The organism is Streptomyces mobaraensis NBRC 13819 = DSM 40847, assembly GCF_017916255.1.
GTDB classification, from domain to species: Bacteria; Actinomycetota; Actinomycetes; order Streptomycetales; family Streptomycetaceae; genus Streptomyces; species Streptomyces mobaraensis.
Map to the genome: position 1 here is coordinate 699,999 of NZ_CP072827.1, position 14,621 is coordinate 714,619.

A 14,621-nucleotide genomic window follows, 5' to 3' on the forward strand; every position below is an offset into this window, starting at 1 on the left:
ATGTGGGGTCACCCGGCCTTCGGAGTGGGGTTCGCGGGCTCGGTGTCGCGCGAGACGCCCAGCTCGTTGTCGATGAAGTCGAAGATCTGATCGGCGGACGCGGCCTTGAGCCGGTGGGCGGCGCTGTCGCCGTCCGCCGCGGCGTTCGTGGACTTCCACCGGGCCAGCAGCGCCTCGAGCCGGGTGGTGATCTCCCCCGCGTCCCCGTGGGGCAGGCGGGTGGCGATCGCGGTCAGGTCGTTCTCCATGCGGGTCAGGCCGCTCAGGACGGTGTCGGTGGTGAGCGGCCCGGACCGCGCGCCGGCCGGTGCCTCGTTCCCGGCCGGCCCGTTCTGGGCGGTCAGCCGTTCGCGCAGGTGGCCGGCGATGGCCGCGGGGGTCGGGTAGCGGAAGACGAGGGCGGTGGGCAGGCGCAGACCGGTGTCCGCGACGAGCCGGTTGCGCAGCTCGACGGCGGTGAGCGAGTCCAGGCCCAGTTGTTTGAACGTGGCGTCGCCGCGCAGTGCGTCCGGGTCGGTCCGGCCGAGGACCGCGGCGGCGTGGGCGCGGACGGAGTCGGTGAGCACTCCGAGCTGTTCGGCGGCGGACAGGGGGGCCAGGCGGCCGGCCCAGTCCGTGGGAGGGCGGTGGTTGGCGGCCGAGCGCCGGGCCGGGGCGTTCGGGACGGTGCGGGAGCCCGTCGACGACGTCGGCGCGGCGGCCTCCTCGGCGGTCCGCAGCCGCTCGGCCGTGGCCGTCACCAGGACGAGGGCCTCGCAGGTGAGCACGTCGGCCCCGGCGAGGTCGCCGACCCGGACCTGCCAGGCCCGTCCGGACTGTGCGTCGTCCCGCCCGGACTGTGCGTCGTCCCGCCCGGACTGTGCGTCGTCCCGCCCGTCGAGAGGGGTGAGACGGACGCGCGCGGAGGTGGCGCCGGTGGCCCACAGGGAGACCCCGGTCAGGGTGAAAGGCAGCCACACGTGATCCGCCTCGGCCGGTTCGGCGAGCACAGCGGGGTGCAGTACGGCGTCGAGGAGGGCGGGGTGGATGCCGAATCCCTCTGCTGGCCCGCTCTCCTGAGGGAGAGTCACCTCCGCGTACACGTCGTCGCCGCGACGCCACATCGCGCGCAGGCCCCGGAAGGCGGGGCCGTAGCCGACGCCGGACGCGGCGGCGTCCTCGTAGAAGTCGTCCAGGTCGACGGGTTCGGCGCCGGCGGGCGGCCACGCGCTCTCCGCCGCGACGGGCGGTTCGGCCGCCTCGGTGGCCAGCCGGCCGCTCGCGTGGCAGGTCCAGCCCGTGCTTCCGGTGGGGTCCGCGGCTTCGTCGGGGCGGGCGTGGATGTGGATGTCGCGCTGCCCGTCCCGCTCGTCGGCCGGGCCCACGGCGATCTGCACCCGCACGCCCCCGGTCTCGGGCAGCACGAGCGGCGTCTCGAACGTGAGGTCGTCGACGCCCGCGCATCCGGCCTCGTCGGCGGCGCGCAAGGCCCACTCGGTGAGGACCGAGGCGGGAACGAGAGCCGTGCCGAAGAGGGTGTGCTGGGCGAGCCACGGGTGGCTGTGCCTGCCGATGCGGCCGGTGAGCAGGCGCACGCCGCCCGCGGCGAGTTCGGTGGCGGCGCCCAGCAGCGGGTGCCCGGCCGGCGCCAGGCCGAGGGCGGCGGCGTCCTGACCGCCGGCGGGGGCCTCCAGCCAGTAGCGCCGGCGCTGGAAGGGGTACGTGGGCAGGTCGAGCGCGGGCCCGCCGGGGGCCGCGAACCACTTCGCCCACCGGACGGCGCAGCCCGCGCCGAAGGCGTCACCCAGCGACTGGGCCAGGCGGGCGAGGCCGCCGCCGTCACGTCGCAGCGTGGGCACGGTCACGGCGTCCGCGTCGGCCGCTTCGAAGGTCTCCTGGAGGCCGAGGGTCAGTACGGGGTGCGGGCTGGCCTCGACGAAGACGCGGTAGCCGTCCGCGAGCAGCGCCTCGACCGTCTCGGCGAAGCGGACCCGCTGGCGCAGGTTCGTGATCCAGTAGTCCGAGGTGAGGGCGGCGGTGTCGATCCGGCCGGCGGTGACCGTGGAGTAGAACGCGATGTCCGTGGTGGCCTGGGGCTCGATACCGCTCAGGCGGTCGGCCAACAGGTCCGCGATCTCGTCCACCTGCGGACCGTGCGAGGCGTAATCCACATCGATCAGCCGGGCACGATGCCCTCGCGCCTCTGCCTCGGCGACCACCGTCGCCACCTGCTCCGGCGGCCCAGAAATCACCGTCGACGACGGGCCGTTCACGGCGGCGACACCGACGCCTGCGTACCCGTCGATGAACTCCTCGGCAACTTCCCGGCCCACACCGAGGGAAGCCATCGCCCCCCGCCCGGCCAACCGCCTCAGCGCGTCACTGCGCACGGCGACGACCCGCGCCGCGTCCTCCAACGACAACGCGCCCGCCACGCACGCCGCGGCCATCTCACCCTGCGAATGACCGATCACCGCAGCGGGCTTGACCCCGTACTCGGCCCACACAGCAGCCAACGAGACCATCACCGCCCACAGAACCGGCTGCACCACCTCCACCCGCGACAACTCGGCGCCATCACCGCGCAACACCTCGACCAACGACCAGTCGACATACGGCGACAACGCCCGCTCACACTCGGCAATCCGCGCCGCGAACACCGGCGACTCGTACAGCAGTTGGGCACCCATACCCACCCACTGCGACCCCTGCCCCGGGAACACCAGCACCGGGCCGGGGCCGACGGCTCGTACCGACGTCCCCGCCGGAGTATCGCCCGAGGCGAGTGCGCCGAGCTGTTCCAGCAGGTCCTCCCGGTCCCGTCCCACCACCACGGCACGGTGCTCGAACGCCGACCGTGTCGAGGCGAGTGCCCAGCCCACGTCCGCGGTCGTCGCGGACGGCGCTTCCGTCACGAAGGAGCGCAGCCGGCGGGCCTGTTGGCGCAGGGCGTCGGCAGTCCGCCCGGAGAGCACCCACGGGACCACCGCGCCGTCGTCCGCCACCCGCACGGTTTCGTCGGATGGCGCGTCCTCGTGGGGAGCTTCCTCCAGGACCAGGTGGGCGTTGGTCCCGGAGATGCCGAAGGAGGAGATCCCGGCCCGGCGCGGGCGTTCGCCGCGCGGCCAGGCGACGGGCTCGGTGAGCAGCCGCACGGTACCCGGCGACCAGTCGACGTGCCGGCTCGGCTCGTCCACGTGCAGGGTGGCGGGCAGCCGTTCGTGGCGGAGCGCCATCACCATCTTGATCACACCGGCGACGCCGGCGGCGGCCTGGGTGTGGCCGATGTTGGACTTCACCGACCCGAGCCACAGCGGCCGGTCGGCGGAACGGTCGCGGCCGTAGGTGGCGATGAGGGCCTGTGCCTCGATCGGGTCGCCCAGGGTGGTCCCGGTGCCGTGTGCCTCGACGGCGTCCACCTCGGTCGCCTCCAGGCGCGCGGCGGCGAGGGCGGCGCGGATGACGCGCTGCTGTGAGGGGCCGTTGGGGGCGGTGAGGCCGTTGCTCGCGCCGTCCTGGTTGACGGCGGATCCCTTGACCACCGCGAGGACGCGGTGGCCCTGGCGGCGTGCGTCCGAGAGGCGCTCCAGGAGGACGAGGCCGACGCCCTCGGCCCAGCCGGTGCCGTCGGCGGCGTCCGCGAAGGGTTTGCAGCGGCCGTCGGGGGCCAGTCCGCGCTGGCGGGAGAACTCGGTGAACATGCCCGGTGTGGCGAGGACCGTGGCGCCCCCGGCCAGGGCCAGGTCGCACTCGCCGCGCCGCAGCGCCTCGGCCGCCAGGTGGAGCGCGACGAGGGAGGACGAGCACGCGGTGTCCACCGTGAGGGCGGGGCCCTCCAGTCCGAACGTGAACGACACCCGGCCCGAGGCGACGCTGGGCGTGCTGCCGGTCAGCAGGTAGCCGTCGGTGGACTGCGCGGGTTCGTGCAGCCGGGGGCCGTAGTCCTGGCCCGTCATGCCGACGAAGACGCCGGTGGGGCTGCCCTTGAGCAGGTGCGGGTCGAGGCCGGCCCGCTCGAACGCCTCCCAGGCGCACTCTAGGAGGAGCCGCTGCTGCGGGTCGACGGCCAGCGCCTCGCGCGGGCTGATGCCGAAGAACTCGGCGTCGAACTCGGCCGCGTCGTAGAGGAATCCGCCCTGGCGGGTGTGGCTGGTGCCGGAGCGTTCGCCGTCGGCGTGGAACAGCCGCTCCAGGTCCCAGCCGCGATCGCGGGGGAACTCGCCTATGGCGTCGGCGCGTTCGGAGACGAGCCGCCACAGGCCCTCGGGCGAATCGCCGCCGCCGGGGTAGCGGCAGCTCATGGCGACGATGACGACGGGGTCGTCGGCTGCGTCGGCCGCGCCCGGGCGGGCGGGCGCGGGGGCGGCGGGTTCGGGTGCGCCGGTGAGGAGGGTGCGCAGGTGCTCGGCGACGGCCAGGGGGGTCGGGTGGTCGAAGGTGAGGGTGGCGGTCAGCCCGAGTCCGGTGGCCGTGGCGAGCCGTTCGCTCAGTTCGGTGGCGGCCATGGAGTCGAAGCCGAGCTGCTTGAAGGTCCGTGCCGGGTCGACCGCGCCGGGGGCGGTGCCGAGGACGACGGCCACCTGCCGGGTGACCAGGGCGAGAGCGTCGGTCTCGGGGGGCGCGGCCGGGATGGCCGGTTCGGCCGTCGTCGGTTCCTCGTGCCGGACGGGGGTCTCCGGCGCCGCCGGGGTGGCCGCAGGGTCGGTGTCCGGCCAGTGGCGCTCGCGCTGGAAGGCGTAGGTCGGCAGGCTGACGCGACCGCCGTGGCGCGAGGCGGCCTGCCCGGCGGTGCAGTCGACGTCGGCGCCGCGCACGTACGCCTGGGCCAGGGCCGTCAGCAGCGTGCCCGTCTCGGGGCGGCCCCTGCGGCACACCGCGATCGCGGCGGGGCGCGGGCGGCCCGGGGCGTCGGGGGCGGGGAAGCACTCGCGGGCCATCGCGGACAGCGGGGCGTCCGGGCCCAGTTCGACGAAGGTGGCCACGCCCCGCTCGCAGAGGTGGCGTACGCCGGACAGGAACTGTACGGGCCTGCGCGCGTGTTCCGCCCAGTAGTCCGGGCGCGACAGGTCGGCCGCGGTGACCGGGAGGCCGGTGACGTTGGAGACGATCGGGACGGCGGGTTCGTGGAAGGCCAGCCCCGCCGCGACGGTGCGCAGCTCGTCGAGGGCCGGGTCCATGTGGGGCGAGTGGAAGGCGTGGCTGACCTTCAGGTGGCTGGTCTTGCGGCCGCGTCGCCGCCAGGCGGCGGTCAGCTCCCCGACGGTGTCGCGGTCGCCGGACACGACGACGGAGTGCGGGCCGTTGACCGCGGCGAGGGTGACCCGCTCTTCGTGCCCGGCGAGCAGTTCGGCGGCCTCGTCCGCGCTCGCCTGCCAGGCGGCCATGGCGCCGTCCGCCCGTACGGCCTGCATCAGGCGGCCACGCGTGGCGACGAGCGCGCTCGCGTCCGGCAGCGAGAGCGCGCCGGCCGCGTGCGCGGCGGCGATCTCTCCTACGGAGTGGCCCAGGAGGTGGTCGGCCCGGAGGCCGAAGGAGGACACGAGGCGGTACAGGCTCGTCTCGATCGCGAAGAGCGCGGGCTGGGTGTACTCCGTCCGGTCGAGGAGGGTGCCCGGCTCCGGGCCGTCGCCGAAGACGATCTCGCGCAGCGGGCGGTCCAAATGGGCGTCGAGCGCCGCGAACGCCTCGTCGAGGGCGTCGGCGAAGGCGGGGAACGCGTCGTACAACTCGCGGCCCATACCCAGGCGTTGGGCTCCCTGGCCGCTGAAGAGGAAGGCGGTCCCGCCGTCGGCGACCGTCTCGCCCGTCACGACGGAGGCGCTGTCCGTGCCCTCGGCGAGCGCCTCGAGGGCGGCGAGCAGCTCGCCGGTGCCGCCGCCGAGCAGGACGGCGCGGTGGGCGAGGGCGGTACGGCGGGTGACCAGCGCGTGGGCCACCTCGGCGGGGTCCGCGGCGGGCCGGGCGGCGAGGTGCTCGCGCAGCCGCCCGGCCTGGGCGCGGAGGGCGGCGGCGCTGTGCGCGCTGACGGGCCAGGCCACCGGAACGACCGGCGCCTCGGCAGGCACCGGCGTCCTCGCGCCGGACACCGCTGCCGGCTCGCCGGACACCACCGTCGCCTCGACGGAGGGCTTCGCCGCGGCGGTCCGCCCGGTCCCCGTCCCCTCGTCCGGTGCGGCGGACAGGACGACGTGCCCGTTGGTGCCGCCCATGCCGAAGGACGACACCCCGGCGATCAGGGGCCGTTCGGGGCGTGGCCAGTCGCTCAGTCGCCGCTGGACGGTGAGGCCGAGGCCGGTGAGCGGGATGGCCGGGTTGGGGGTGTCGAAGTTCAGGCTCGGCGGGAGCTTGCGGTGGTGGATGCTGAGGGCCGTCTTGATGAACCCGGTGATTCCGGCGGCGGCTTCGAGGTGGCCGACGTTCGTCTTGACGGAGCCGACGGCGAGGGGCGTCGTGCGGGCGCCGTCCATGCCCAGTACGGCGCCGAGGGCCGCGGCCTCGATCGGGTCCCCCACAGGGGTTCCGGTGCCGTGGAGTTCGACGTACTGCACCTGATGAGGCGTCACATCGGCATCGTGGCAGGCCAGTCGCACCACGTCCTGCTGCGCCCGCCCGCTGGGCAGGGTCAGGCCGTCGGTGGCGCCGTCGCTGTTGACGGCGCTCCCCCGGATCACGCAGTACACGGTGTCGCCGTCGCGCCGGGCGGCCGCCAGCGGCTTGAGCACCACCAGGCCACCGCCTTCGCCGCGGACGAAACCGTCGGCCCGGGCGTCGAAGGTGTGGCAGCGGCCGGTGGCCGAGAGGCCGCCGAAGCGGGCGGCGGCCAGTTCGGTGCTCTCCGGGGAGCAGATGAGGTTGACGCCGCCGGCGAGGGCGAGTTCGGACTCGCCGTTCCGCAGGCTCTCGCAGGCCAGGTGCAGGGCGACCAGCGAGGAGGACTGTGCGGTGTCCACGGTGAGGCTGGGGCCGGTCAGGTGGTGGGTGTACGAGATGCGGTTGGCCAGGATGCTGCGGTGGACGCCGGTCATGGTGTGCCGGGTGACGGCCTGGTGCCGGTGCGCCTGGCGGCGCAGGACGTGGGCGTAGTCGTCCCAGATCGCGCCGACGAAGACGCCGGTGCGGCTGCGGGCCAGGTGGGGCGGCCGGATCCCGGCGTCCTCGAACGCCTCCCAGCTCAGTTCGAGGAGGAGCCGCTGCTGCGGGTCCATCGCCACGGCCTCGCGCGGGCTGACGCGGAAGAAGTCCGCGTCGAAGCCGTCGACGCGGTCCAGGTAGCCGCCGGGCCCGGTGAGGCCGGAGTCCGCCTGCCGCCGCGCGGGCGGGGTGGGGCGCACGGCGTCGCGGCCCTCGCTCAGGAGCCGCCAGAACGCGGCCGGGTCGGATGCTCCGGGCAGGCGGCAGGCCATGCCGACGACGGCGACGGGCTCGGGGCGGGCGCCCGGTCCTGTGGGGGAAGTCGCCATCACGTCAGGCGCGTTCGCAGGAGGGACAACTGACTGCCACACAACATCAACGGCGCTCCCGGTCCGAAATCGGAGATCGCTTCGAGTACCGGGCTCATCGTGAGCGGGGTCTCTAAAGGGGAGCCAAACCCCGCCTTGCCGCCTGCCGCTTTAGTCCGCCGCTATGGGTCGCGGTCAGCATCGGGCGCGTAAGGGACCGGTGCGCGCCGGATGAGCCGGGCCGGACGGACCGGACCGACCGGGCCGGCCGCGGCCCCGGGCGCGCGGGCGCCGGGCGGAGGGTCCGCCGCGGGACGAGAGGGACGAGAGGGAGGGCCATGAGCAAGGGTGCCAAGGGCGTACCGGAGGAGTGGGGAGCGGGGGCCGGGCTGTGGTTGCGCCGGTACCACGACGGCGAGGACGCGCCGGTGCGGCTGCTGTGTTTTCCGTTCGCGGGCGGTTCGGCGAGTTACTTCTTCGGCCTGTCGCGGCTGCTCTCGCCCGGTGTCGAGGTCCTGGCGGTGCAGTACCCGGGGCGGCAGGACCGGCACGCCGAGCCGTGCCTGGAGTCGGTGCCGGATCTCGCCGACGCGGTGGTGGCGCAACTCCCGCCGGATGGCAAGCCGTTCGCCCTGTTCGGGCACAGCATGGGCGCCCTCGTGGCCTTCGAGGTGGCCCGTCGGCTGCGGGGTCCGGGTGGTCCCGGCCGTCCGGTGCGGCTGTTCGCCTCGGGCGGCGTCGCGCGGCCCTACCGGCCGGAGGGTTCGGCCGGCCTGCCCGGCGACGGGGACATCCTGGCGCACCTGCGGTCCCTGGGCGGGACCGACGAGAGGTTCTTCGCCAGCGAGGAGTTGCAGGCCCTGATCCTGCCCGCGCTGCGGGCGGACTACCGGGCCGTCGGCGCCTATGCGCCGCCGGGTCCGGAGCGGCTGGAGTGTCCGGTGACGGCGCTGATCGGGGACGTGGACGGGCGGACCTCGCCGGCGGAGGCGGCGACGTGGCGGGAGCGCACCAGCGGTGACTTCGAGCTGCATGTGCTGCCCGGCGGGCACTTCTACCTGGACGCCTGCATGGAGCGGGTGGCGGAGATCGTCGCGGACGCGCTGGGCGCGGGCCGTCCGGTCCGTACCGGCGCCTGAACGCCCCGTCCCCCGGCGCGCCCCGTACGGGGGTCGGGGCGCGCCGAGGGGGTGGGCCGTGCACGGCAGGCGGGGGAAGCGAAGCCGCGCACGGCCGGCCGGGGCCCCGCGGGTCCCGCCGGGGGAGGCCGGGGCCCGCGGGGCGCCGTACGCGGTGGGCGGGGGCTCCGCCGCGTACGGCTGTCGGTCGGGGGCGGGGAACCGCCCCGTGGTGGGGACCGCGGTCAGGGCCGCAGGTCCTCCAGGAACAGGAGTGCCTCGTCGAGGGCGACGGCGAAGTCCATTTCCGGGTTCTTCGCCCACTCCAGGGAGACCTGGAGCATCACCCCGAAGACCGCCCCGGCGTAGGCGCGGACCGAGGCGTCGCCCGGGTCGCGGCCCGCCCGCTTGGCCACCTGCTCGGACATGATCTCCATGGTCCGGCTCATGTTGCCCAGGCTGGCCCCCCACAGCTCCGGTTCGGAGATGATGAGGACCCAGCGCTCGCGCTGGAGGGCCAGTTCCTCGGGAGGGATGTCCTCGAGCATGGACCGGATGGTCCGGCGCTCCGCCTGGATCGGCGTGAGGTCGGGCGACTGCGCCTGGAGCATCATCGCGAAGGGCAGATCGTAGTCGTGCGAGAAGACCAGGTCCTGCTTGGTCGGGAAGTAGCGGAAGACGGTGCTGGGGGCGACCTCGGCGGCCTCGGCGATCTGCTCGATGGTGGTGGCCGTGTAGCCCTGTTCCCGGAACATCCGCACCGCCTCCCGCTGGATTGCGGCCTTGGTCCTGGCCTTCTTGCGTTCTCTCAGGCCCGTCACCGGTTTGGCCTGGTCAGGCTGCGTCTGCGGCTTCATGCTGTGATTTTGCGGGCTCGGTGGCGCGATCACCAACCTGCCGGGGCAGCATCACCGCGGCGAGCAGCGCGCCGAACAGTCCGAGGCCGGCGGAGACCACCAGGACGACGTCCAGGCCGTGGACGAAGGCGGAGCTGACCATGTCGGCGAGTTCGGAGGACTTCACCGCGCGGGCGACGGCCAGGCCGCCGAAGACGGAGTCCTGGATCGCGTCCTGTGCGCGCTGGGGCAGGTCGCCGACGTCGAGCTTGCCGCGGTAGCCGGAGTTGAGGATGGAGCCGAGGATGGCCGCGCCGAAGCTTCCGCCGAGGGTGCGGATGGACTGGTTGACGGCCGAGCCGACGCCCGCGCTCTCCGTCGACAGCTCGCCGAGGGCGGCGTCCATGGCGGTGGGGAGGGCGAAGCCGAGGCCCAGTCCGTAGGCGGCGGTCCAGGTGGCCGCGAGGCCGGTGCCGCTGCCGGTGTCCGTGGTGGCGCCGTAGAACAGGGCGGCGGCGAGGAGGACGAAGCCCAGGGCGACCGCGGCCTTCGGCCCCATGGCCTTGGCGATCTTCCCGGCGATGGAGACGCCCACGAGCAGGCCGCCGACCATCGGCAGCAGCCGGAAGCCGCTGCCCATCGCGTCGGTGCCCAGGATGGCCTGGTAGTACTGCGGCATCGTGAACAGCACGCCGAACATGGTGAAGTTGATGACCGTGCCGAGCAGGGTGCCCGAGGTGAACCGGGCCGAGCGGAACAGCGACAGGTCGACCAGCGGGTCGGTCGCCCGCTTCTCCCAGAGCACGAAGACGACGACGGCGAGCAGGCCGCCGAGCAGCGGCGCCAGCGTGGTGACGTCCGTCCAGCCCTTCTCGCCGCCCTGGATCACGCCGTAGGTCATCGCGGCCAGGCCGACGCTGGAGAACACCAGGCCGCCCACGTCGAACCGCTTGACCTGCGACGCCTTCGACTCGGGCAGCCAGGCGGAGACCGCGAGGAAGGCGAGGATCACCACCGGCACGTTGATCAGGAACACCGCTCCCCACCAGAAGTGGTTGAGGAGGTAGCCGCCCAGGATCGGGCCGAGCGGGTAGGCCAGCATCGCCGCGCCCGCCACCGCGCCGATCGCCTTGGGACGCTCCTCGTCGGAGAACATCACCGGCAGCAGCGACAGCGTCGTCGGCATGATCAGGGCGGCGCCGAGGCCGAGCACCGCCCGCGCGGCGATGAACGTGCCCGACGACGTGGAGTAGGCGCAGGCCAGCGAGGCCAGTCCGAAGATCACCAGGGCGACGAGCAGGACCTTCTTACGCCCGTAGCGGTCCCCGAGCACGCCGGCCGGGATCATCCCGGCGGCGAAGACCAGCGTGTACGACGTGACGAACCACTGGAGCTCGACGTTGTTGGCGCCCAGGTCATCGGCCATGGCCGGCAGGGCCAGGCTCAGGATCGTCACATCGAAGCCCACGACCAGGGACGCAAGCACGAGGGCCCCGACGGCCCACCACCTGCGCGCCCCCAGATCTGCTGACACGAGAGTCCACCTCCTAACGAGAGTTCAACTTCTTGTCGGAGCGTACTCTCATTTTTTAGGCCGGGGCAATCCCCACCGCCGACCGGGTCGCCGCAGGGGCCGGGGATTGCCCCGGCCCCCGCCGTACGGCAGGCTTCGATCTCCGGAACCGGCGCCACTCGCACGAGACCGCCGGTACCCGCGACGGCCGCGCCGCGCACGCCGCCGGTCACCCACGACGGCCGCGCCGCATGGATCCGCGCCCGTCGGGACGCGTACGCCGTCGCCCCGCACAGCGCCCCTGCCCCTTCCCGCCACCGAGGGCCCACCTGTGAAGAACCTCCGCGTACCCGTGTCCAAGACCGTCTCCCTCACCGTCCGCCACCGGCCCGCCGCCGGGCCGGACGCCCCGGGCAGACCCTTCGTCCTGCTGCACGGCCTGCTGTCGAACGCCCGCATGTGGGACGAGGTCGCCGAGCGCCTCGCGGCCGCCGGGCACCCGGTCTACGCCGTCGACCAGCGCGGCCACGGCGCCTCCGACATCCCGCCGGACGGGTACGAGCACGCCGCCGTCGTCACCGACCTCGCCAGGACCTTCGCCGCCCTGGAGCTGGAGCACGCCCTCGTCGCCGGGCACTCCTGGGGCGGGCACCTGGCGCTCCGCCTGGCCGCCGAACACCCGCGCCTGGTCGACGGGTTGGCCCTGGTCGACGGCGGCTGGTACGAGTTCGACGGACCGGTGATGCGCGCCTTCTGGGAGCGCACCGCCGACGTCGTACGGCGCGCGCAGGAAGGCACCACCAAGGCCGCCGACATGCGCGCCTACCTCCGCAGCGTGCACCCCGACTGGTCACCCGCGGCGGTCGAGGCGCGCCTGGCCGACTACCACGTCAGCCCGGACGGGCTGCTGATCCCGCGGATGACCGCGGAGCAGGTCATGTCGATCGTCGAGAGCCTCCAGCGCGAGTCCCCCGCCGACTGGTACCCGAAGATCGCCGTGCCCGTCGTCCTGCTGCCCGTCATCCCGAACATCCCGCAGCTCGTCGACCAGGTCCGCGCGTGGGTGGACGCCGCCGAGGCGGCCCTGGACCGGGTCCGGGTGCGCTGGTACGACGGCTCCGACCACGACCTGCACGCGAGCGCCCCCGACGAGGTCGCCGCCGACCTCCTCCGGCTGGCCGGCACGGTCTCCGCCGCCCACTGAAGGCCCTCGGCAAGCCGGGGGTTAGCGCCGCTTAAGCGGGCGCGGCGACTCTGACTGCGGCCTGCGGCACCGCACGGCCGCTTGAGGTCTCATGCTCGACCGAGGAAGGCTGATCATTTCCGTGGCGAACGAAGAGAAGCTGGTCGAATACCTCAAGTGGACCACCGCGGAGCTGCACCAGGCGCAGCGGCGGCTGCGCGACCTCGAGGCGGCCGGCCACGAGCCGGTCGCCGTCGTCGCCATGTCCTGCCGGCTCCCGGGCGGGACCCGCACCCCCGAGGACCTGTGGGAGCTGGTCGCCGAGGGGAGGGACGCCGTCACCGGCTTCCCCGGCGACCGCGCCTGGGACGTCCCCGAGGACCCGCCGTACGCCGCGCTCGGCGGTTTCGTGCCGGACGCCGCCGGCTTCGACGCGGGCTTCTTCGACATCAGCGCCACCGAGGCCCTGGCCACCGAGCCGCTGCAGCGGCTCATGCTCCAGCTCGCCTGGGAGACCGTCGAGCGCGGCCGCATCGCCCCGCACACCCTGCGCTCCACCCTCACCGGCGTCTACGTCGGCGCCACCGGCCACGACTACGCGACCCGCCTCGACAGCGCGCCCGACGAGCTGCTGCCGTACCTCGGCGGCGGCACCTCCGGCAGCCTCGTCTCCGGCCGGATCGCCTACGCGCTCGGCCTGGAGGGCCCCGCGATCACGGTGGACACGGCCTGCTCGTCCTCCCTGGTCGCCATCCACCTGGCCTGCCAGGCGCTGCGCCGCGGCGAGTGCGCGCTCGCCCTCGCCGGCGGCGGGACCGTCATGTCCACCCCCCACACCTTCCACGCCTTCGCCCACCAGAAGTCCCTCGCCGCCGACGGGCGTTGCAAGCCTTTCGCCGCGGCGGCGGACGGCATGGGGCTGGCGGAAGGCGCCGGCCTGGTCCTGCTGGAGCGCCTCACCGACGCCCGGGCCAACGGCCACCCGGTGCTCGCCGTCATCCGGGGCTCGGCCCTGAACCAGGACGGCGCCGGCTACGGCCTCGCCGCCCCCAACGGCCCCTCGCAGCAGCACGTCATCCGGGCCGCCCTCGCCGACGCGCGGCTCGCCCCGGACGAGATCGACGCCGTCGAGGCCCATGGGACGGGCACCCCCATCGGCGACGCCATCGAGGCCCAGGCCCTCATCGCCACCTACGGCGCCCACCGCCCGGAGGAGCGGCCCCTGTGGCTCGGCTCCGTCAAGTCCAACACCGGGCACACCCAGGGCGCCGCCGGGACCGCCGCGCTCATCAAGATGGTCGAGGCCCTGCGGCACGGCGTCCTTCCGCGCACGCTCCACGTCGACCGCCCCACACCGCTGGCGATGTGGAGGAAGGGAGCGGTGCGGCTGCTCACCGAGCCGGTGGACTGGGCCCGCCGGGACCGTCCCCGCCGCGCCGGCGTCTCGGCGTTCGCCACGTCCGGGACCAACGCCCACCTCATCGTCGAGGAGGCCCCGGAACCCGCCGGGGCGACGGCGGGCGCCGCCGAGCCCGCCCCGCCCGTACGGCCCGTGGCCTGGCCGCTGTCCGCCCGCACCCCCGAGGCGCTGCGGGCCCTGGCGCGGGACCTCGTCGCACACCTGACCGGCGCGGACCCGGTGCCCGCCCCCGCCGAGGTCGGCTACTCGCTGGCCGCCACGCGGACCACCTTCGAGTGCCGCGCCGTCATCGTCGGCCGCGAGCACTCCGGGCTGCTCGCCGCGGCCGAGGCGCTGGCCGCCGGGGACGACCATCCGGGCGTGGCCGTGAGCGCCCCCGACCAGGCTCCCCGGAAGGCCGCCTGGCACTTCGGCGCCGAGGCGCCCGCCCCGGACGACGCGGAACTCCCCACGCACATCCCGGCTTTCGCCGCCGCCCTCGCCGAGGTCCGCGCCCTCCTCGGCAGCCTTCTCCCGGCCCCGCATCCCGGCGCGCTCGGTCTCTTCGCCGCGCAGACCGCGCTCGCCCGGCTGCTCCTCGACGCCGGGGCCCGCCCCCACACGGTCGCCGGCGAGGGCCTCGGCCACCTCGCCGCCGCGTACGCCGCCGGCGTCCTCACCCTGGACGACTCGTGCCGGCTCGCCGCCGCCCACGTCCGGGCCGCGGCCGACGCCACCCGGCCGCCCACCGCGGAGGCGTACCGGGAGACCCTGGAAGAGATCACCTGCCGGCCCGCCGCGCTCACGCCGGCCGGCACCGCCCCGGCGGACGCCGACGTCACCACGCCCGCCTACTGGCACCACCACCTCGACTCCCCCGCCCCCGCCGCGCTCCCCTCCCCCGACACCCACACCCTGATCCACCTGGGCAGCGCTCCCGGATCCGGTGGGCACGTCCTGCTCGACGCCGGGCGGGACGCCGGCGAGGCGCTCCTGACCGCCCTCGCCGGGCTCCACACCAGCGGCACCACCGTCGACTGGGCCCCGGTCCTGCGGTACGCCGCCGAGCCGCGCACCGTCGACCTGCCGACGTACCCCTTCCGCACCACCCGCTACTGGCTGCACGACCACACCACCGTCTGACACCCACAGGA

The 14,621-nt window shown here is 74.7% G+C and carries 6 protein-coding genes; 3 read left to right on the forward strand and 3 right to left on the reverse strand.

Annotated features, from left to right (window positions below; all coding sequences use genetic code 11):
* Nucleotides 1-8 precede the first annotated feature (8 nt).
* Nucleotides 9-7,439 (reverse strand): type I polyketide synthase, encoded by a 7,431-nt coding sequence (locus J7W19_RS02575; RefSeq protein ID WP_210455267.1) that lies wholly within the window; start codon nt 7,437-7,439, stop codon nt 9-11.
* Nucleotides 7,440-7,756: 317 nt separating this feature from the next.
* Here J7W19_RS02575 and J7W19_RS02580 point away from each other — a divergent pair, with 317 nt between their 5' ends.
* Complete coding sequence (locus J7W19_RS02580) at nt 7,757-8,557, forward strand: thioesterase II family protein (protein ID WP_004954576.1); 801 nt, start codon at nt 7,757-7,759, stop codon at nt 8,555-8,557.
* A 224-nt stretch (nt 8,558-8,781) separates the two neighbouring features.
* On the opposite strand, the gene J7W19_RS02585 is transcribed toward J7W19_RS02580, so the two are convergent.
* Both J7W19_RS02585 and J7W19_RS02590 read right to left on the reverse strand, forming a co-directional pair.
* Nucleotides 8,782-9,393, reverse strand: a complete 612-nt coding sequence (locus tag J7W19_RS02585) for a TetR/AcrR family transcriptional regulator (protein ID WP_004944185.1) — start codon at nt 9,391-9,393, stop codon at nt 8,782-8,784.
* Entirely contained in the window at nt 9,371-10,906 is a 1,536-nt protein-coding gene (locus tag J7W19_RS02590; protein WP_040889570.1) for a DHA2 family efflux MFS transporter permease subunit, read from the reverse strand. Before J7W19_RS02590 ends, J7W19_RS02585 begins: the two co-directional genes overlap by 23 nt.
* 331 nt (nt 10,907-11,237) lie before the next feature.
* On the opposite strand from J7W19_RS02590, the gene J7W19_RS33370 reads away from it, so the two are divergent.
* Together J7W19_RS33370 and J7W19_RS02600 are read left to right on the forward strand one after the other, a co-directional pair.
* Nucleotides 11,238-12,089, forward strand: coding sequence for an alpha/beta fold hydrolase (locus J7W19_RS33370; RefSeq protein WP_106429609.1), 852 nt, complete (start codon nt 11,238-11,240; stop codon nt 12,087-12,089).
* Nucleotides 12,090-12,210: 121 nt separating this feature from the next.
* A complete protein-coding gene (locus J7W19_RS02600; protein ID WP_004944178.1) occupies nt 12,211-14,610 on the forward strand; it encodes a type I polyketide synthase in 2,400 nt (799 codons plus the stop codon).
* The last annotated feature ends 11 nt before the right edge of the window (nt 14,611-14,621 follow it).

Coding starts and splice junctions, on each gene's coding strand:
- J7W19_RS02575 (WP_210455267.1), bottom strand. CDS start 7,439: ATGGCGACTTCCCCCACAGGACCGGGCGCCCGCCCCGAGCCCGTCGCC.
- J7W19_RS02580 (WP_004954576.1), top strand. CDS start 7,757: ATGAGCAAGGGTGCCAAGGGCGTACCGGAGGAGTGGGGAGCGGGGGCC.
- J7W19_RS02585 (WP_004944185.1), bottom strand. CDS start 9,393: ATGAAGCCGCAGACGCAGCCTGACCAGGCCAAACCGGTGACGGGCCTG.